The sequence below is a fragment of the Streptomyces sp. NPDC056480 genome (assembly GCF_042795405.1).
Taxonomy (GTDB): Bacteria; Actinomycetota; Actinomycetes; order Streptomycetales; family Streptomycetaceae; genus Streptomyces.
This window is the reverse complement of record NZ_JBHTSA010000016.1, coordinates 80,094-100,597: the sequence shown is the minus strand read 5'-3', so window position 1 is coordinate 100,597 and position 20,504 is coordinate 80,094. Positions and strand designations below refer to the sequence as shown.

10 protein-coding genes are annotated in these 20,504 nt (G+C 73.4%); 2 read left to right on the top strand and 8 right to left on the bottom strand.

The window, feature by feature from the left end; genetic code table 11:
- The 6 genes from ACFQ79_RS10435 to ACFQ79_RS10410 form a co-directional block, all read right to left on the bottom strand.
- On the bottom strand, positions 1 to 4,376 hold a 4,376-nt coding region (locus ACFQ79_RS10435; protein WP_383581114.1), incomplete at its 3' end, for an amino acid adenylation domain-containing protein.
- Complete coding sequence (locus ACFQ79_RS10430; RefSeq protein WP_383581111.1) at positions 4,373 to 12,586, bottom strand: amino acid adenylation domain-containing protein; 8,214 nt, start codon at positions 12,584 to 12,586, stop codon at positions 4,373 to 4,375. The genes ACFQ79_RS10435 and ACFQ79_RS10430, both read right to left, overlap by 4 nt.
- 106 nt (positions 12,587 to 12,692) lie before the next feature.
- Complete coding sequence (locus tag ACFQ79_RS10425) at positions 12,693 to 13,988, bottom strand: glutamate synthase-related protein (protein WP_383581108.1); 1,296 nt, start codon at positions 13,986 to 13,988, stop codon at positions 12,693 to 12,695.
- Positions 13,985 to 15,007: an asparagine synthetase A gene (locus ACFQ79_RS10420; protein WP_383581105.1), complete on the bottom strand. Its 1,023-nt coding sequence runs from the start codon at positions 15,005 to 15,007 to the stop codon at positions 13,985 to 13,987. The genes ACFQ79_RS10425 and ACFQ79_RS10420 overlap by 4 nt, the downstream gene beginning before the upstream one ends.
- On the bottom strand, positions 15,004 to 16,311 hold the full coding sequence (locus tag ACFQ79_RS10415; protein ID WP_383581102.1) for a methylaspartate mutase: 1,308 nt from the start codon (positions 16,309 to 16,311) through the stop codon (positions 15,004 to 15,006). The genes ACFQ79_RS10420 and ACFQ79_RS10415 overlap by 4 nt, the downstream gene beginning before the upstream one ends.
- A complete protein-coding gene (locus ACFQ79_RS10410; RefSeq protein WP_383581100.1) occupies positions 16,308 to 16,946 on the bottom strand; it encodes a cobalamin-dependent protein in 639 nt (212 codons plus the stop codon). The genes ACFQ79_RS10415 and ACFQ79_RS10410 overlap by 4 nt, the downstream gene beginning before the upstream one ends.
- Before the next feature lie 258 nt (positions 16,947 to 17,204).
- Between ACFQ79_RS10410 and ACFQ79_RS10405 the strand changes: the two genes are divergently transcribed.
- Both ACFQ79_RS10405 and ACFQ79_RS10400 read left to right on the top strand, forming a co-directional pair.
- Entirely contained in the window at positions 17,205 to 17,474 is a 270-nt protein-coding gene (locus ACFQ79_RS10405) for a hypothetical protein (RefSeq protein WP_383581097.1), read from the top strand.
- 157 nt (positions 17,475 to 17,631) lie between these two features.
- Positions 17,632 to 17,844, top strand: a complete 213-nt coding sequence (locus tag ACFQ79_RS10400; protein ID WP_383581094.1) for an MbtH family protein — start codon at positions 17,632 to 17,634, stop codon at positions 17,842 to 17,844.
- Positions 17,845 to 17,934: 90 nt separating this feature from the next.
- Here ACFQ79_RS10400 and ACFQ79_RS10395 read toward each other — a convergent pair whose 3' ends face one another.
- Both ACFQ79_RS10395 and ACFQ79_RS10390 read right to left on the bottom strand, forming a co-directional pair.
- The gene (locus ACFQ79_RS10395; RefSeq protein ID WP_073906345.1) at positions 17,935 to 18,858 is read right to left on the bottom strand and encodes an ornithine carbamoyltransferase; all 924 of its coding nucleotides are present in this window, start codon (positions 18,856 to 18,858) and stop codon (positions 17,935 to 17,937) included.
- A 147-nt stretch (positions 18,859 to 19,005) separates the two neighbouring features.
- Positions 19,006 to 20,394 carry a helix-turn-helix domain-containing protein gene (locus ACFQ79_RS10390; RefSeq protein ID WP_383581092.1) on the bottom strand — a complete coding sequence of 463 codons (1,389 nt, stop codon included), beginning with the start codon at positions 20,392 to 20,394 and terminating at the stop codon, positions 19,006 to 19,008.
- Between the last annotated feature and the right edge of the window lie 110 nt (positions 20,395 to 20,504).

The following is a 20,504-nucleotide window of genomic DNA, read 5'->3' as shown; positions in this document are numbered from 1 at the left end:
ACATCCGTACGCAGAACCAACGTATTGACGAAGAAGCCCACGAGATCGTCGAGAGCCTGATCCGTCCGCCCCGCGACCGGCGAACCGATCGGGACATCTGTGCCGGCACCGCACCGCGAGAGCACGGTGGCCACGGCGGCCTGGGCCACCATGAAGGCGGTGGTGCCGGTCTCCCGTGCGAGCCCGGTCAGCGCCCGGTGGACCGGGGCCGGGCAGGACACGGTGAGGGTGGCGCCCTGGTAGGAGGCGACGGCGGGCCGGGGCCGGTCCGCCGGCAGGGTGGCCTCCTCGGGGAGGTCGGCCAACGCCTGTCGCCAGTGGTCGAGTTGGGGAAGCTGCTCGGCGCCGAGCAGATCGCGCTGCCACAGCGTGTAGTCGGCGTACTGGACGGGGAGCGGAGCCCAGTCGGGGGCGGCGCCCGCGCCGCGCGCCTGGTAGGCGCGGCCGAGGTCGGCGAAGAAGGGGGCGTTCGACCAGCCGTCGGAGGCGATGTGGTGGGTGACGACCATGAGGACGTGCTCCTCGGTCGCCAGCGCGAACAGGGCGGCCCTGATGGGCAGTTCGGTGGTGAGGTCGAAGACCTCGGCGCTCTCGTCGGCGAGCAGTCCCGGGAGGTTCTCTTCCGTCGCCTGCGCCGTCCTCAGGGGTACGGCGATCCCGTCGGCGGCCAGGATGTGCTGGTGGGCCTCGCCGTCGGCGGTCCGGAAGACGGTCCGCAGGGACTCGTGGCGCACGGCGACGTCGGTGAGGGCGAGGCTCAGGGCCTCGGTGTCGAGGGCGCCGGTGAGCCGTACGGCCAGCGGGATGTTGTAGGTGGCCGACGGGCCTTCCATTTGGTCGAGGAACCAGAGGCGTTGCTGGGCCGACGACAGCGGCACCCGTGCGGGCCGGTCCTGGACCGTCAGGGCGGGACGGGCCGGCTCGCCGCTTCCGGCCGCGACCAGCTCGGCGAGCTGGGCCACGGTCGGGTGCTGGAAGATGTCGCGCACGGTGATCCGCGCGCCGAGGGCGGCGCGGATCCGGCTGACCAGCCGGGTGGCGAGCAGGGAGTGCCCGCCGAGGCGCAGGAAGTGGTCGTCGACGGTGACGGACGCCCGGCCGAGCACGTCGGCGAAGAGGCCGCACAGCACCTCCTCGACGGGGTTGCGCGGTGCCCGTCCGTCGCTCTCGCCGGTCAGCACGGGCTGGGGCAGGGCGCGGCGGTCGAGCTTGCCGTTGCCGGTCAGCGGCAGGGCGTCCAGGACGACGAAGGCGGACGGCACCATGTATTCGGGCAGGGCGTCGACGGCGTGCCGGCGCAGGGCGGCGGTGTCGACCTCGCCGCTCGGGGTTCCGGCGTCACCGCCGTCACCGCTGCTGCCTCCGGACCCGACGTTGCCGCGGGCCCATCCGGCCCCTCCGGCCCCTCCGGCCCCTCCAGTGCTTCCGGTGCCTCCGGTGCCTCCGGTGCCTCCGGTGCCTCCGGTGCCTCCGGTGCCGACGACGTAGGCGACGAGTCGCTTGTCCCCCGGCCGGTCCTCGCGGACGATCACGGCGGCCTGGGCCACGGAGTCGTGGGCGACGAGGGCCGACTCGATCTCGCCCGGCTCGATGCGGAAACCGCGCAGCTTCACCTGTTGGTCCGCACGCCCCAGGTACTCGATCTCACCCTCCCTCGACCAGCGCACCAGGTCCCCGGTCCGGTACATCCGCGAGCCCGCGGCGCCGTTCGGGTCGGCGACGAACCGCTCGGCGGTCTGGGCCGGGCGGCCCAGATAGCCGCGGGCGAGCCCGGCGCCCGCGATGTACAGCTCGCCGGGGACCCCGGGCGCGACCAGACCGAGGTGGTCGTCGAGGACGTACAGGCGGGTGTTGTCGAGGGGGCGGCCGATGGGCAGCGCGCCGTCGTAGTCGAAGGGCCGGCGGAGCGGGTGGGAGGTAGCGAACGTCGTGGTCTCCGTCGGGCCGTAGCCGTTGACCACGGTCAGGTCCGGGCAGGCCTCCATCACCCGGCGCACCGCCTCCGGCGGCACCACGTCGCCGCCCGTCCACACCTCCCCGAGCCCCGCGAACGCACCCGGGTCCTCCTCCGCCACCAGCCGGAACAGACCCACGGTCAGCCACAGACCGGTGATCGACTCCTCGGCGAGCACGGCCGCCATGGCGGCCGTGTCGAGGACGCCGGGCGGGGCGACCGCCACGGTGCCGCCGGTCAGCAAGGGCGCCCACAGTTCGTAGGTCGTGGCGTCGAAGGTGTGCGGGGAGTGGAAGAGCACGCGCCCGTGGGCGGGCCTGGTCCAGCGGTGGTCCAGGGCGAGTTCGGCGACGTTGCGGTGGGTGATGGCGACGCCCTTGGGCACGCCCGTCGAGCCCGAGGTGAACATCACGTACAGCCACTGGTCGGGGTGCGTGGCGACGTCGGGGGCGGTCTCCGGGTGGGCGTCGAGCTCCGGGTCCCGGTCGAGCCCGTCGACGAGGACGATCCGTACGCCGGTCGCCTCGGTGAGGATCTCGTGATCGGCGAGGGCCGGGTCGACGAGCAGGACCGGTGCGGCGGTGTCGGCGAGGATGCGGGAGAGCCGGGAGGCCGGGTCGACGGCGTTGAGCGGGGCGTACACACCGCCGGCCTTGGTGATGGCGAGCAGGGACAGGACCAGGTCGACCGAGCGTTCCATGAGCACGGCGACGACGGTCTCGGGTCCCACGCCGAGCGAGCCGAGGCGGTGCGCGAACCGGTTGGCGAGGGCGTCGACCTCGGCGTAGGTGTAGCCGCGGCCGGCCTGGGTGAGCGCCACCGCGTCCGGGGTGCGTACGGCCTGCTCGGCGAAGAGGGCGGCGAGGGAGGCGTCCGGCACGGGGGTGGCGCGGCCCGTCCAGGTGTCCAGGAGCAGGGTGCGCTCGGCCGCGTCGAGCAGGTCGAGCCCGGAGAGGGGCGTGTCGGGGTGGGCGACGGCCTCGGCGAGCAGTCGGCCGAGCCGGGCGAGCAGCGCCTCGACGGTCTCGGGGTCGTACAGGTCGGTGGCGTACTCGGCGGTGATGTCGAGCCCGCCGGGGCGGCCGTCGTCGGTGAGGTGCTCGTCGAATCCGACGGTGAGGTCGAACTTGGCGGTGCTGGTGGGCGAGTACTCGGCGCGCGTCCTGAGGCCGGGGAAGTCGGCGCCCGCGGGCGAGTCGCCCGATGCGGTCGCTCCCGCCTGCACCAGCGTCAGCATCACCTGGAAGAGCGGGTGCCGGTCGCCGGTGCGCTCGGGGTTGAGCGCCTCGACGAGCCGGTCGAAGGGCAGGTCCTGGTGCGCCCAGGCCGCCAGGTCGGTTGTCCGGACCCGCTCCAGGAGCTCCCGGAAGGTCGGGTCGCCGCTCACGTCGGTGCGCAGCACCAGGGTGTTGACGAAGAAGCCCACGAGGTCGTCGAGCGCCTCGTCGGTGCGGCCCGCGACCGGGGAGCCGACGGGGACGTCGGTCCCGGCGCCGGACGCGGCGAGGACGGTCGCGAGTGCCGCCTGTGCCGCCATGAAGAGGGTGGCGCCGCTCCCCCGGGCCAGCTCGACGAGCGCCGCGTGGGTCGTGGGCGGGCAGTGGAGGGTGCGGGTGTCGCCGCGGTAGGAGGCGACGGCCGGGCGCGGCCGGTCCGCCGGGAGGGTGGCCTCGGCGGGGAGTCCGGCCAGCCGCTCGCGCCAGTAGGCGATCTGCTGCGCCATGACGCTGTCCTCGGCGTCGGCCTCGCCGAGCAGTTCGTGCTGCCAGAGGGTGTAGTCGGCGTACTGGATCTCCAGGGGGTCCTGCTCGGGGGCGCGGCCGGCGACGCGGGCCCGGTAGGCGAGGGCGAGGTCGCGGAGCAGCGGGGCGATGGACCAGCCGTCGGAGGCGATGTGGTGCATGACGACGAGGAGGACGTGCTCGTCGATGACCGCGTCGCCGGGCAGGGCTCGGTCGCCGATGACCGCGCCGCCGGGCAGGACGCGCCCGTCGACCGCGTCGCCCTGCCCGGCGTCCAGCCCGGCGTCCAGCCCGGCATCCAGCCCGGCATCCCGCCCGGCATCCTTCGCGAGGCGGATCAGCCGTGCCTCCACCGGCAGGTCGACGGCCAGGTCGAAGACATGGGCCGACTCGGTGGCGAGGACGTCCGCGAGGGTCTCCTCCGTCGCCGTGAGGACGGGCAGGTCGAGCCGTACGTCCCCGGCCTCGCGTATCTCCTGGTACGGCGTGCCGTCGCGCTCCGGGTAGACGGTGCGCAGGCTCTCGTGCCGGGCGATCACGTCGCCGAGGGCCAGGGTCAGCGCCTCGGTGTCGAGGGCGCCGGTGAGGCGGAGGGCCAGCGGGATGTTGTAGGTCGCCGACGGGCCCTCGAGCTGGGCGAGGAACCACAGGCGCTGCTGGGCGTATGACAGGGGAATCACTGGGAGGCTCCCATCCGGCGCATCGGCCGCAGCTTGGGTCGCGCGGTCTCGGCGCGGTCGAGTCGCTCGGCCAGGGCGGCCACGTTCGGGTTCTCGAAGAGGGTGGGGACCGGGAGTTCGGCCCCGAGGGCGGTGCGGATCCGGCTGATCAGCCGGGTGGCGAGCAGCGAGTGCCCGCCGAGGCGGAAGAAGTCGTCGTCGATGGTGACGGCGGGGACGCCGAGGACGTCGGCGAAGAGCCCGCACAGGACCTCCTCGCGCGGGTTGCGCGGCTGCCGTCCGCTGCTGACGGGTGTGGCGGCGGGTTCCGGCAGGGCGCGGCGGTCCAGCTTGCCGTTGGAGGTCAGCGGCAGGGCGTCCAGGACGACGAAGGCGGACGGGACCATGTAGTCGGGCAGGAGGCCGTCGGCGTGGGCGCGGAGCGCGTCAGGGTCCGGGGCGGTGCCGCCGTGGCCGACGAGGTAGGCGACGAGCCGCTTGTCGCCGGGGCGGTCCTCGCGGACGATCACGGCGGCCTGGGCCACGGAGTCGTGGGTGACGAGGGCCGACTCGATCTCGCCCGGCTCGATGCGGAAACCGCGCAGCTTGACCTGCTGGTCCGCACGTCCCTGGTACTCGATCTCGCCCTCCCGCGACCAGCGCACCAGGTCGCCGGTCCGGTACATCCGTGAGCCCGGCGGTCCGTACGGGTCGGCCACGAACCGCTCGGCGGTGAGCGCCGGCCGGTCGAGGTAGCCCTGGGCGAGTCCCGTGCCCGCGATGTACAGCTCGCCCTGGACGCCGGCGGGCAGCAGGCCGAGGTGCTCGTCGAGCACGTAGAGGCGGGTGTTGTCGATGGGGCGGCCGATGGGCAGCGCGCCGTCGTAGTCGAAGGGCCGGTGGATCTCGTGGGAGGTCGCGAACGTCGTCGTCTCCGTCGGGCCGTACGCGTTGACCACGGTCAGGTTCGGGCAGGCCTCCATCACCCGGCGCACCGCCTCCGGCGGCACCACGTCGCCGCCCGTCCACACCTCCCCGAGCCCCGCGAACGCACCCGGGTCCTCCTCCGCCACCAGCCGGAACAGACCCACGGTCAGCCACAGACCGGTGATCGACTCCGTCGCGAGGACCGAGGCCAGCGCCGCCGTGTCGAGCAGGCCGGGCGGTGCCACCACGAGGGTGCCGCCGGACAGCAGGGGCGCCCACAGCTCGTACGTCGTGGCGTCGAAGGCGAGCGGCGAGTGCAGCAGCACACGGCGGTGGGCATCGCCCGTGAACCGGGTGTCGGCGGCCAGCTCGGTGATGTTGCGGTGGGTGACGGCGACGCCCTTCGGCACACCGGTCGAGCCGGAGGTGAACATCGCGTAGGCGAGCTGCTCGGGGTGGACGTCGACCTCGGGGGCGGTGTCGGGCAGGTCCGCCGGGTCCGCCTGAGCGAGCGTCATGATGCGTGCGTCCGAAGGGAGTTCGAGGTCCACGAGGTCGCGGTCGGTGAGGAACAGGGTCCCGCCGGACATCCGCACGATCAGCTCGATGCGGTCCGCCGGGTAGCGGGTGTCCAGCGGTACGTACACCCCGCCCGCCTTCACCACGGCGAGGATCGCCACGACGGCTTCGAGGGAGCGTTCCAGGAAGAGGATCACGCGCGATCCGGGCCGTACGCCCTCGGCGATCAGCCGGTGGGCCAGCCGGTTGGCGCGCCGGTCGAGTTCCGCGTACGTCAGCCGCTCTCCGCCGAGCGTGACGGCGACGGCGTCCGGTGTACGGGCGACCTGCGCGGCGAACAGCTGCGGCAGCGAGGCGGCGGGACGGGACCGCGCGGTGCCGTGCCAGGTGTCGAGGAGCTGGACGCGTTCGTCGGCCGCCAGGACATCGAGGTCTCCGATCGGGACGTCGGGGGCGCCGGCCGCCGCTTCGAGGAGCCGGACCAGCCGTGCGGTGACGGCCGAGACACTGGCCGCCTCGTAGAGGTCGGTGGCGTACTCGACGGTGATGCCCAGGCCGGCCGGGCCGCCGTCGGCCGCCCGGTGCTCGTGGAAGGTGAACGTCAGGTCGAACTTGGCGATGTCCAGCGCCGTGAACTCCGACTCGGCGCGCAGACCGAGGAGTTCGGGCACGGGACCGGCCGCGTCGGTGACCGAGAGCATGACCTGGAAGAGCGGGTGGCGGGCGGCGGAGCGCTCGGGGTTGAGGGTCTCCACGAGCCGGTCGAAGGGCACGTCCTGGTGTGCCCAGGCGGCCAGGTCGGTGGCCCGGACCCGCTCCAGGAGCTCCCGGAAGGTCGGGTTGCCGCTGACGTCGGTGCGCAGCACCAGCGTGTTCACGAAGAAGCCGACCAGGTCTTCGAGGGCCTCGTCGGCCCGTCCGGCGACCGGCGAGCCGAGCGGGATGTCCGCGCCGGCGCCGGAACGCGACAGGAGGACCGCGGTGGCCGCCTGCGCCACCATGAAGAGCGTCGTGCCGTTCTCGCGGGCCAGCCGGGTGAGCGCGGTGTGCAGGTCCGCGGGGCACTGGACCGTGAGGGAGGCGCCCCGGTACGAGGCGGTGGCCGGCCGGGCCCGGTCGGCGGGCAGTGTCACCTCCTCCGGGAGCCGGTCGAGCGCCTTGCGCCAGTGGTCGAGCTGCCGCTCCTCGTCGGCGGCGAGCAGGGCCTGCTGCCAGAGGGCGTAGTCGGCGTACTGGACGGGCAGCGGCTCCCACCCGGGCGCCGCGCCCTGGACGCGGGCGGTGTAGGCGGCGCCGAGGTCCCGCATGAGGGGCGTGTTGGACCAGCCGTCGGAGGCGATGTGGTGGGTCACGAGGAGCAGCACGTGCTCGTCGTCCGCGATCCTCACCAGGTCGGCGCGGACGGGCAGTTCGCGGGCCAGGTCGAAGGTCGTGGCGGACAGGTCGCGCAGCACCGCGGGCAGTGCGTCGCGCGTCGCCGGGATGACCGGCAGGTCGAGCTGTGCCCCGGCGGCCGGCACGACCACCTGGTGGGGGGTGCCCTGATCGGCGGGGAAGACCGTGCGCAGCGCCTCGTGCCGCCCGACGACGTCGGACAGGGCGAGCCGCAGCGCGTCGGCGTCGAGGACGCCGGTGAGGCGTACGGCGAGGGGGATGTTGTACGTGGCCGACGCGCCCTCCATCTGGGCCAGGAACCAGAGCCTGCGCTGGGCGGCGGACAGCGGCACCCGTTCGGGTCGCTCGCCCGCCACGAGGGCCGGCCGCCTCCCCTGCCCGTCGGCACCGGGGTCGGCGAGGAACTCGGCGAATCCGGCGACGGAGGGGCAGCGGAAGAGGTCGCGTACGGACACCTGCGCACCCAGCGTGTGCCGGATGCGGCTGACCAGCCGCGTACCGAGCAGGGAGTGTCCGCCGAGGCGGAAGAAGTCGTCGTCGATGGAGACGGCGGGCAGTCCGAGCGCGTCGGCGAAGAGCCCGCACAGCACCTCCTCGACGGGGGTACGGCCCTGCCTGCCGCCGGGCCCGGTGCCGAGCCTGGGCGCGGGCAGGGCACGGCGGTCGAGCTTGCCGTTGGCGGTCAGGGGGAGGACGTCGAGCTCGACGAGGGCGGAGGGGACCATGTACTCGGCGAGGCGCTGCGCGCAGTGGCGGCGCAGGCCGTCGGTGTCGATGCGGGTGGCCGGGGTGGGGACGACGTAGGCGACGAGGCGCTTGTCGCCGGGCCGGTCCTCCCTGACGATCACCGCGGCCTGCGCCACCGCGTCATGGGCGAGGAGCGCGGTCTCGATCTCACCGAGCTCGATGCGGAAACCACGCAGCTTCACCTGCTGGTCCGCACGCCCCTCGAAGACCACCTCACCGAACTCGTTCCACCGCGCCAGGTCACCCGTCCGGTACATCCGCTCACCGGCGGGACCGAAGGGATCCGCCACGAACCGCTCGGCCGACAGCGCGGACCGGCCCACATAACCCCGGGCCAGATGACTCCCGGCGACGTACAGCTCTCCGACCACCCCGGGCACGACCGGCCGCAGCCCCTCGTCCAGCACGTACATCCGGGTGTTGGCCATCGGCACCCCGAGGTGCAGCCGCTCCACCACCCGCTCACCACCCGGCTCGAAGGCCTGGTAGCTGCAGAACACCGTCGACTCCGTCGGACCGTAGGCGTGCACCACCGACGTGTCCGGGCAGGTGTCGAGCACCCTGCGCAGGGCGGGGGCGGAGAGGACGTCGCCTCCGGTCCAGATCTCCCGCAGACCGGACAGGGACTCCACCGCCTCCGAGGCCATCGCGTCGAAGAGGGCCGTCGTGAAGTACACCGCCGAGATCCGCTGCTCCACGATCGCCCGGGCCAGCTCGCCGATGTCCACCTTCGGCGCGCTCAGCACCACAGCAGTCCCACCGCTCAGGAGCGGCACCCACAGCTCGTACGTGGAGGAGTCGAACGCCAGCGGCGAGTACGCGAGCACCCGACGGTGCCGCTCCCCCGAACCCGACGCCCACCACGGATCGAGCGCCAACTCCACAACGTTCCGATGGGTGTTCGCCACCCCCTTCGGCACACCGCTCGAACCCGACGTGTACATCACGTACGCCGACTGGTCCGGATGCACGGACAGTTCGGGTGCGGCGACATCGGGCTCGGCGAGCAGGGCCCGTACGTCGGGAGCCGGCAGCGTGTCCACGCCCCGGGCGAACCCGACGTCCTGGGCCACGCGATCGGTGACGAGGAGCGGCGCGCCCGTGTCGGCGAGGATGAACGCGAGCCGCTCCTCCGGCTGACGCGGGTCCAGCGGCACGTAGGCGCCACCCGCCTTGAGGACGGCGAGGGCCGCGACCACGAACTCCGCGGAGCGGTCGAGGAAGAGGCCCACGGCGCCACCCGGCCGGACCCCGTGCGCGGCGAGGCGGGCGGCGAAGGCGTCCGACGCGCGGTCGAGTTCGCGGTACGTCGTCTTGTGTGCCCCGCACACCAGCGCCACGGCGTCCGGCGTCCGCGCGGCCTGCGCGGCGAACAGCTCGTGCAGCGCGCCCCCGGGGAGCGGCACGGCGGTGTCGTTGTAGTCGGCGAGCAGCGCGTGACGCTGGGCGTCGGAGAGCAGCTCGATGTCGGCGACCTTGACGTCCGGGTCGGCGATGACGGCATCCAGGACCCGGGTCAGCCGCTCGCCGGCCGCCTCGACGGTGTCGGGGTCGTACAGGTCGGTGGCGTACTCGAGGACGATGTCGAGGCCGTTGGGGTGGCCGACCCGGTCACGGTGCTCGTAGAAGTTGACGGTGAGGTCGAACTTGGCGATGCCAGCGCTCAGTTGCCGGGTCTCGGCGCGGACGCCCGGCAGCCGGGGCGTGGCCTCGGCGGCCTCGGCGAGGGTGAGCATGACCTGGAAGAGGGGGTGGCGGGCGGCGGAGCGCTCGGGGTTGAGGGTCTCCACGAGCCGGTCGAAGGGCAGGTCCTGGTGGGCCCAGGCGCCGAGGTCGGTCTCCCGGACCCGGTCGAGGAGTTCACGGAAGGTCGGGTCGCCGGAGGCGTCGGTGCGCAGGACGAGGGTGTTGACGAAGAACCCGACCAGGTCCTCCAGGGCCTCGTCGGTCCGCCCGGCGACGAGTGAGCCGAGGGGAATGTCGGTGCCCGCCCCGGAACGGGACAGCAGGGCCACGGTGGCCGCCTGCGCCACCATGAACAGGGTCACGCCGTGCTCCCTGGCCAGGGTGCTGAGCGCCTGGTGGGTCTCCGCCGGGCAGTGCACGGTGTGGGTGGCGCCGCGGTAGGAGGCCACGACCGGACGGGGCCGGCTGGTGGGCAGGGTGACCTCGGTGGGCAGCTGGGCGAGCGCCTCCCGCCAGTGGGCGAGCTGGCTCTCCTCGTGGTCGGCGAGCAGGTCCCGCTGCCAGAGGGAGTAGTCGGCGTACTGGGCGGGCAGCGGCTCCCAGTCGGGCGCCGTTCCCAGGGCGCGGGCGGTGTAGGCGGCGCCGAGGTCCCGCATGAGGGGCGTGTGGGACCAGCCGTCGGAGGCGATGTGGTGCACGACCAGGACGAGCACGCTCCGGGTCGGTGCCAGTTCGAGGAGCACCGCGTGCAGGGGGAGTTCGGCGGCGAGGTCGAAGAGGTGCGCGGTCTCCTCCGCGAGCCGGCCGGGCAGCTCGTCCTCGGAGACGGTGGCGACGGTGAGCGGCACGGTGACCTGCTCGGGGTCGGCGATGTGCTGGCGCGGTTCGCCCTCGTGCACCGGATAGCTGGTCCTGAGGACCTCCTGGCGGGCGATCACGTCACCGAGCGCCTGCCGCAGCACCTCCGGGTCGACGGCGCCGGTGAGGTGTACGGCGAGGGGGATGTTGTACGTGGCGGAGGGGCCCTCCATCTGGTCGAGGAACCAGAGGCGGCGCTGGGCGGCGGAGAGCGGGAGGTCGTCGTCGGACCGGCCGGCGGCGGTGAGCGCGGGGCGCGGGGCCTGCCCTGCGCCGGCGGTGATCAGCCGGGCGAGTCCGGCGACGGTCGGGTACAGGAAGAAGTCGCGGAGGGAGAGTTCGGTGGCGAGGGCGGTGCGGACGCGGCCGACGAGGCGGGTGGCGAGGAGCGAGTGTCCGCCGAGGCGGAAGAAGTCGTCGTCGATGGAGACGGCGGGCTCACCGAGTGCGTCGGCGAACAGGCCGCACAGCACCTCCTCGACGGGGTTGCGCGGGGCCCGTCCGTCGCTCTCGCCGTTGAGCACGGGCTGCGGAAGGGCGCGGCGGTCGAGCTTGCCGTTGGCGGTCAGGGGGAGGACGTCGAGTGCGACGAACGCGGAGGGGACCATGTACTCGGCGAGGCGGTCGGCGCTGTGGCCGTGGAGGGCCTCGGTGTCGATGCGGGTGTCGAAGGCGGGGACGACGTAGGCGACGAGACGCTTGTCGCCGGGCCGGTCCTCCCGCACGATCACCGCCGCCTGCGCCACCGCGTCATGGGCGAGCAGCGCGGTCTCGATCTCACCGAGCTCGATGCGGAAACCACGTAGCTTCACCTGCTGGTCCGCACGCCCCTCGAAGACCACCTCACCGAACTCGTTCCACCGCGCCAGGTCACCCGTCCGGTACATCCGCTCACCGGCGGGACCGAACGGGTCCGCCACGAACCGCTCGGCCGACAGCGCGGACCTGCCCACGTACCCCCGGGCCAGATGACTGCCGGCGACGTACAGCTCTCCCACGGTCCCGGGGAGGACATGCCGCAGCTCCTCGTCCAGTACGTACATCCGGGTGTTGGCCATCGGCACCCCGAGGTGCAGCCGCTCCACCACCCGCTCACCACCCGGCTCGAAGGCCTGGTAACTGCAGAACACCGTCGACTCCGTCGGACCGTAGGCGTGCACCACCGACGTGTCCGGGCAGGTGTCCAGGACCCGCTGGAGGGCCGGCGCGGAGAGGACGTCGCCACCCGTCCAGATCTCGGAGAGCCCGGCGAGCGACTCGACCGCCTCCGAGGCCATCGCGTCGAAGAGGGCCGTCGTGAAGTACACCGCGGTGATGCCCTGTCGGGTGATCACCCGGGCCAGCTCGCCGATGTCCACCTTCGGCGCGCTCAGCACCACCGCAGTCCCACCGCTCAGGAGCGGCACCCACAGCTCGTACGTGGAGGAGTCGAACGCCAGCGGCGAGTACGCGAGCACCCGACGGTGCCGCTCCCCCGAACCCGACGCCCACCACGGATCGAGCGCCAACTCCACAACGTTCCGATGGGTGTTCGCCACCCCCTTCGGCACACCACTCGAACCCGACGTGTACATCACGTACGCCGACTGGTCCGGGTGCACGGTCACATCGAGGGCGGCCGCGTCGTCCCGCTCCGGAACCGTCACGTCCTCCGTCAGGCGCAGCACCGGCAGGTCGCCGGCGAAGGCCACGTCCCGCTCGTCGCGGTCGGTGAGGAGGAGTACGGCCCCGGTGTCGGCGAGGATGAACGCCCGCCGCTCCTCCGGCTGACGCGGATCGAGCGGCACGTAGGCGCCGCCCGCCTTGAGGACGGCGAGCATCGCGACGACGTAGGCGAGGGAGCGGTCCTGGAAGAGACCGACGCCGTCGCCGGGCCGGACGCCCCGGTCACGCAGACCGTGCGCCAGGGCCGTGGCGGCCGAGTCCAGCTCGCGGTAGGTGAGTTCGCGTTCCCCGCACACCAGCGCCACGGCGTCCGGCGTCCGTGCGGCCTGGGCGGCGAACAACTCGTGCAGGGCGCCCTCGGGGAGCCGCACGGCGGTGCTGTTGTACGCGTCGATGTCGACGGCGGGAGCCTGGACGGAGTGCTGGTGAGACATCTTCTCGACACCATTCTCGAAGGTTCGGGCGGGTACGGGTCTCGCGGCGTGCCGGACATCCCGTACGGCCACGACTGGGAATCGCGTAGGTGGTGCTGAGGCGGATCTAGGCGGCGCCGGGGGCGGCGGGCGGCCGCTCCCACCGGTCCGGCAGGAGCAGGTCCTCCGGGTCCAGGGCGTTCACGTGGTACTTGCCGACGGCGCTGGTCAGCATCCGCAGTTCGAGGGCGAGGGCCTCGACGAGCCGGGTGAGGCCCGCCTCGCGGTCCTCGTCGACGGCGAGCAGTGCGGCGCGGCCGAGGCCGACGGCGCGGGCGCCGAGGGCGAGGGCCTTGACGGCGCGGGTGCCCTCCCACATGCGTCCGCTGGCGAGGAGGCAGTGGTCGGTGGGTCCGACCCGACGCAGGCAGTCGGCGAGCGGCAGGCCGACGTGGCCGAGGAAGCCGGTGGGGGCCCAGGCGGTGCCGCCCTCCGCGCCGTCGACGGTGACGGAGTCCGCGCCGGCCGCCCAGGCGGTGGCCGCGGCGTGGGCCACGTCCCGGCCGGGGTGGAGCTTCACCCACACCCGGGCGCGGGGGAAGTTGTTGCGCATGAGGCGGATCTGCTGGCGCAGGATCTCCTCGGTGAAGGTGCCGGGGCTGGCGACCCGGAGCACCTGGTCGCTGCCCGCGCCGAACACCTCGTCGAGGGAGTACTGCTCCGCGACCTGGCCGGCGGTCTGCCGGTCGAGCAGGGTGAGCCCGCCGAGGCCGGGCTTGGCGCCCTGGCCGACCTTGAGCTCGAAGGCGAGCCGGCCGGTGGCGAGCAGGGGTTCCGTGACGGGGTCGCTGTAGACGAGGTTCCACACCTCGGCGTCGGCGTCCTCGGTGGACTGCTGGACGACGACGCCGCCGTGCTCGCCGTCGGCCGCCTCTGCGTAGGCGGCGATCCGGCCGAGCAGCGGGGAGGCGCCGGCCTCGCCGGCGCTGCGGTAGCCGTTGACGGGGACGACGTTCTCGCCGATGACCAGCGGGATGCCGAGTGCTCCGGCCTGCCGTCCGGCGACCTCGCCGAGGTCGTGGCTGGCGGCCCGGGTGGACCCGAAGGCCGACACGTACAGCGGCAGCCTGCTGGTGAACCCGCCGATGACGGTGGTGAGTTCGACGTCGCTGTAGAGCGGCTCGCGGGCGAGGTCGATGAGCTTCTTCAGCCGCTCGGGCATGAAGACGGGCGGCACGATCCGGATCCGCTCCAGCACGTCCTCCGGGTCGTACCCGGTCCGTTCCGGGGACGGGGCGGGAAGGGCGCCGAGCAGTCCGGTGCCGTAGCCCGCCTCGGCGGGGAAGACCGCCCCGGCGCCGTGCCGGGCGCGCTGCCGGACCTGCTCCTCGGGGAAGCCGTCCGCGACGAGTGCGGTGCTCACGCCGACACCACCCCGGGGAGCTTCGGGTAGGCGCTGGCCTGCCAGGCGGCCTGCCGTCCGGTGACGTAGCGGGTGAAGCGCTCGAGGCCGATGCCGAAGCCGGAGCTGGCGGGGATGCCGCGGCGGGCCAGATCCAGGTACCAGCCGTACTTGGCGGGGTTCTCGCCGGTCTCCCGCATGCGGGTGACGAGGGTGGCGTAGTCGTGCTCCCGCTCGCTGCCGCTGGCGAGCTCGCCGTAGCCCTCGGGGGCGATGAGGTCGAAGTTCCTCAGGACGCCGGGCTGTTCGGCGTTCTCCTTGTCGTAGAAGCCGCGGGAGCCCTTGGGGTAGTCGGTGATGAAGAAGGGGCGGTCCGCGCGGGCGGAGACGATCTCCTCGCCCTGCCAGTCGATCTCGGCGGCGGGGTCCTGGGGGTGGCCGAGGCCGATCAGCTCCGCGGTGGCCTGCTGGTGGCCGACGCGTCCGAAGGCAGCCGCGAAGATCTCGCGCAGGGCGTCGGTGTCCCGGCCCAGCAGGTCGAGTTCGGCCGGCATGTGGGAGACGACCTCGGCGACGACATGGGTGACGAGCTGCTCGGCGAGGTCCATGGCGTCCTCGCGGCGGGCGTCGCGGATCTCGACGTCGATCTGGTGGAACTCGGCGAGGTGGCGGTGCGTGACGGCCGTCTCGAGGGGTTCGAGCCGGACGTTGGGCGCGATGTAGAAGATCTTGTCGAAGGCGAGGAGCGAGGCCTGCTTGTAGAGGATCGCGCTCGTCATCATCTTGTACTTGTGGCCGTAGAAGTCGACGTCCACCTGCTTGGAGCCGCGGATGCCGGGGTCGGTGACCGGGCCGATGATGGGCGGCAGCAGCTCCTGGAAGCCGCGGGCGGTCAGGAAGGCGCGGGTGGCGGTGAGCATGTGGCTCTGCACGCGCAGGGTGGCCCGGGTGAGCGGATCGGTCAGATGCGCGTCGGGCGAGGACGGGAACGGCAGGAGCGCCTCGTCCACGGCCTCGGCGATGGTGACGGTCATGGTCATACCTCCTGGAGGAGCGGGGCGTCGACGGGGGTGGGGTCGACGTCCTCGGTGCGGGTGTCGAGGTGGTCGTATCGGCGCTGTACGAAGGTCAGCGCGTCGTGGAGTCCGGTCGCGGTGAGCCGGGCGCCGCTGCGTCCGGCGACCCGCCCGATGGGCATGGCCCCGATGTTCGACCAGGTCAGGCGGCCCGCCGCGTCGATGTGGCTGCGGGAGCGGCCGGCGTTGTCGGGGTGCAGGCAGTAGGGGACGTCCAGGTAGCCGCGCTCGAAGGCCTTCAGGAGCGCGCTGCCGAGGTCGGAGTGCAGGTCGAGCACGGCGTCCACGAGGGCGCGGGCCTCCGCGTAGACGGGGTTGCCGGCCTCGTCGTCCCCGTCCTCGGCGCCCGGGGTCGCGGCGGCCCGGCGGGCCGCCTCCGTCGCGATGCGCAGCGCCCGGACGTTCTCGGCGACGGTCGGGATGCGGTGGGCCTCGGCGGCGGTCTTCACGATGAGCCGCTGCCCGCCGGCCCGGACCGCGAGCTCGGCGGAGTCCGCCAGGAGGGCGTGGGCTCCGCGTGTGGTCCTGGGGTAGACGCCCATGTAGGTGTAGACGACGACGTGCCAGTCGGTGTCCGGCAGGAGTTCGGCGGCGAGCCGGCGCAGCGCGCGCACCGCCTGCCGGTCCTGCTCGGGGTTGGTCTGCTGGGCGTAGCTGAGCGAGACGGACCGCAGTCCGGCCCGGTGGAAGAAGACCCCCTCCAGGGCGCTGATGGCCACGAGCAGTCCCGGCGGGCAGAGCTGGCCGAGCATGCAGCCGCCGAAGCTCTCCAGGTGGGGTTCCGCGCCGTCGGCGCGCAGGGCGGCCAACTGCAGGCAGGTCTCCCGCCAGTTGCGGACGGAGTCCTCCAGCGGGGTACGGCCGTAGGGCAGGCAGTACGAGACGGGTCCGCCCTCGGTCGCGGTGAGGCCGAGCCGGGCGAGCGCGGCGACGATCCGCTGGGGCCGTGCCGAGCCGTGCCGGACCTGGACGGGGAAGGTCTCGTCCGCGAGTCCGTCCAGGACCCAGTGCGAGGTGCTCGGGCTGTAGGAGGTGATGGGGTAGCCGTTGAGCGGGATGCCGTCGCCCAGGGCGCGGACGGCCGAGGGCTCGTCGCAGACCCGGGTGTAGCTGTCGATGGTGAGGGTGCCGGCGACGGCGTCCGTGGCGGCCTTGGTGGCCGCCAGCCCGGTCCTCATGCGGGCGGGCTGGGAGAAGCCCATGCGGGGCTGGACCACGAGGGCGCCCCTCGCGTGGGCCGCGGACACGAACCGGCCGAAGGAGGTCACCCTGCCACCCCTTCGAGGGGGGCGGCGGAGGCCACCGGGGCGCGGCCGGCGGGGAAGCGGTCGGTGACCGCGGCGCCGTCGCCCGGGAGCCGGGCGGCCGGTGCGCCGTCGGCCGGGAGCGGGGCGGCCGGGGCGCCGTCGCCGGGGAGCGCGGCGGCCGGGCCTCGCTCTGCGTCCAGTCGGGCGATGAACGCCTCGAAGGCGCCGAGGCCCGCGTCCTGCCCCTGCTCCGGGTCGTCCTGGAACACCGCGTCGAAGCCGGCCTCACGGAGCCGGCGGCCGTGCCCGGCCCGCTGCTCGGCGCCGAGGACGCCCAGCTTGCCGCCGATGACGGCGGGCAGGCCGGCCAGCTCCCAGCGCGAGCGGATCGCCCGGATGAGCTGGTCGGCGTCCTGGAAGCCGTGGCCGTTGACGGTGCTGACCACGAGCAGGTCGGGCTGGTACTTGCCGCAGGATTCGACGATCTCGTCCTGGGGGACGCACGGGCCCAGGTTGATGACGTGGTGTCCCAGGTCCTCGATCAGCAGCTGGATGAATACGAGGTTCCAGGTGTGCGCATCGGACGGCAGTCCGGTGACAACGACGTCCAGCGGCCCGGATCGCTCTCGGGACGCCCATTCCGCAGTCTGCATCATCACTTCTTCGTCCACATCGTGGGATGACAAGTGGGAGAAGGAGGTCCTGGATCGCTCGGAACATCCCTTCGGCATCGATCGTAGGAACGCGGAACACCGTCGACCGGCGCCCCGGGCGGCAGCCGGGCGGCAGTTGCCGGTGCCTGTCGCCGCCGCCCTCCCGGCCCGCCCTACAGTCGAAATCCGCCGCTCCGGAGCCCCGTCGGCCGGAGCGGAACGCGGGAGCACGCGCGTCCGAGAACCCTGAGGAGTGGACCCATGTCCCAGATCGCCCCCGCCGCGGAACTGGCCGCGGCCCTGCGCGACGTCATGACCGATGCCGACCGCCACGAGCCCCTGGGCGAGGCCACGTTCGCCGTACTGGAGGCGGCGGTGCAGTTGATCGACGCCGACCGGCCGGAGCTGGCGGACCAGCCCCAGCTGCGCACGGAGCTGCTGCGCGAGGCGCTCGGCTCGGTGCGGGCCGCCGCGGTGGCCACCGGCATCGCCGTCACACGCGCCAACGACGTGTCCCGCGTCCTCGTATAGGACCCCGCGCGCGGGGCCGGCCGCCGCGCACGAGGCTCGGGCGGGCTGCCGCCCAACTGCCGCCCCGGCTGCCCGAACCGGCGGACACCGTCTCGTAGCGTCGAGGCACCGGTGCGGCACCGGATCCCCGTTCCACGGAACCCACAGAGGTGAAGCCATGGCAACCAATCCGTTCGACGACGCCGACGGCCGTTTCGTCGTCCTGGCCAACGACGAGGGCCAGCACTCGCTGTGGCCCGCCCTGATCCGCCGCCCGGAGGGCTGGCAGCTGGTCCGCGAGGAGGGCAGCAAGCAGGAGTGCGCCGAGTACATCGAGGCCAACTGGACGGATCTGCGGCCTCGTTCGGTGGTCGCCGCGATGGGCGGCTGACGAACGTCGCACAGACGCGGGGGCGGCGTCGGTACCGGGTTCCACGAACCCGTGCCGACGCCGCCCCCGTCCGTTTCAGATCTGTGCCGCTCAGTTCTCGCCGACCACGCACCACTCCAGTACGGCCATCGCCGCGGTCATCTTGTGGTGGGCCTGCCGCCAGGCGAGGCTGCGCTCACCGTCGAGGACCTCGTCGGTGACCTCCTGGCCGCGCACGGCGGGCAGGTCGTGCAGGAAGACGGTGTCCGGGCCGCTGTACCGCTCGAAGAACGCGCGGTCGATGGCGAAGCCCTCGAACGCCGTCAGCCAGTCGGGGTCCGCCTTCGGCACGCCCATGGTCTGCCAGCGGCTCGTGTAGACCGCGTCGACGGGGCCCTCGACCTCGGCCGGATCGGTGATGCGGCGCACCTGGTGGTCGCCGCCGCTGAGTTCGTCGACGAGGTCCATGGTGCTCTTGGGCACCTCGTACCCCTCGGGGCTCAGCAGGGTGATCCGCAGCCCGGGGGTGAGCGCGCCGGCCAGTGCGAGCGCCGCGCCGGAGCTGTTGCCCTCGCCGACGACGAGCACATGGAGCCCGGCGAGCTTCCCGAAGTGCTCGGCGAGCGTGGTCAGGTCGGCGATCGCCTGCGTCGGGTGCTCGTCGAGGCTGAGGGCGTTCACCACGGCGAGGTCGGGGCTGCCGCCGAGGCGGCGCATCTCCGCGACGTCGCCGTTGGTGCGGACGACGAGCGCGTCGAGGTACTGGCCGAGGACGCGGCTGGTGTCCTCGACGGTCTCACCGGTGGTCAGCTGGAGTTCGTCGGGGCCGAAGGTGATGACGTCGGCGCCCAGCCGGGTGGCGCCGCTCCAGAACGAGGTCCGGGTCCGGGTGGACGACTTGCGGAAGTAGACACCGACCTGGCGGCCGGCCAGCGGCTTGTCGTCGACGCCGCCGGTGCCGAACTCGACGGCGCGGGCGACGATACGGGCGAGCTGCTCGGGCTTCAGGTCGGCGAGCGAGATCAGGTTGCGCATGGCGGACGGGCCTTTCTTCGAGGAGGAGGAAGGGAGGGGAAGAGGACAGGAGGGGGAAGGGAAGGGAAGGGAAGGGAAGGGAGCGAACGGAAGGGAACGGGAGGGACGAGGAGCGGGAAGAGGAATCGGGGGGAGCTCGGGGTCCGTTCAGGAGGAGACGAGGGCCGTCGTCGGTACGAGCGAGGCGGCGCGTTCGGCGGCGAGCTGCCGCACCAGGTTGAGCACCCCGAACCGCGGGGCGCCGTCCTCCTCGCCGGGAAGGCGTCGTACGAGGCCGCGCAGCATCAGCGCGTGGACGTCGCGCACCACGGCGGCCGGGGTCGCCGACAGACCGGCGGCGGCCTGGTCGGCGCTCCAGCCGTCGGGAAGGAGACTCAGGTCGCCCAGCAGCGCCGCGGGCCCGTCGTCGAGCCGGGCCACGGCCGCCGCGAGCAGCGCGGCGAGTCCCTCGCCGCCCCCGTCGCCGCCGGTGTCCCCCGCGGTCACGTCGTCCACGACGTCGAGCGGCGTGGTCCGCGCGATCCGCAGCAGCTCCGCGGGCGAACGCAGCAGCAGCCAGGAGGCTGCCGCCTCCATCGCCCGCGGCACGCCGTCGAGGGCCCGGCTGAGCCCCGCCACCGTGCGCACCAGCGAGTCGCCGGGCATCAGGTCGGGGCGCATGTGACCGACGTACGACAGCATGAGCTCGACGGCGGGCCGGCCGGCGGTCAGGGAGGCGCCGAGGGCTTCGGCGCCGTTCGGGGACTCTCCGTGCTCCGGGTCGGGTACCGGCAGCGGGCCGAGCGGCAGCATCCGGTTGCCCGGGGTGCGGTGCGGCTCGCGCGTGGTGATCAGTACCTTGAGCCGCTCGCAGACGTGCAGCAGTTCGAGGAGCGGGGGTGTGAGGTGGGGGCCGGTGTCGTGGCCGTCGAGGACGAGCAGGGTGGCCCGGCCGCGTATCACGGAGGCGAGTTCGTCCAGGCCCCGGCCGCCGAGGGCCAGGGAGCGGGCCCAGCCCGTCAGCGCGGACCGCGGGCTGCGGGTCCCGGCGGGCCCGGCCGCCGGCGGCGCGGTCTCCGCCATGTCGACCCAGACGACGGGCATACGGTCGCGGCCGTGGAGCAACAGGGCCGCCTCCTGGGCCAGTCGGGTCTTGCCCACCCCGGCCAGGCCCACCACGCTGAGGAGCCGCTCGTGCTCGGTGGCCAACAGACCGGTCAGGACGCGGAGTTCCTCGGCGCGGCCGACGAGTCTGCGCAAGGGCTTGGGCGGCGGGGCCAGTTCGGCGCCGTACGCCTCCCGCATCACCGTGCCGGCCTCCGCCCCTTCGACGGCCAGCTCGAGGGCGGCGCGGCGGGCGTCGCTCAGCCGCATGGCACCGGCGAGCAGCCGGAGCGTCTCCCGGCGCGGGTGCCGCACCCGTCCCTGCTCCAGGTCCCGGATGGCGCGCACGCTGACGGTCGACAGGCCGGCCAGCTGCTCCTGGGTGATGCCGGCCCACTGCCGTGCCGCCCGCAGCTGCTCGGCGAGCCCGTCCGGCGATGCCTGTTCGGTCATGACCAGTCTCCTTGCTGCATGGGGGGTCCTCAGTCGCGAGGGCCGTGAAGGAGTCGGCCTCGTGGGTCATACGGTGGCGGGACCGCTTACCGATCCCGTACCGCCTCGTT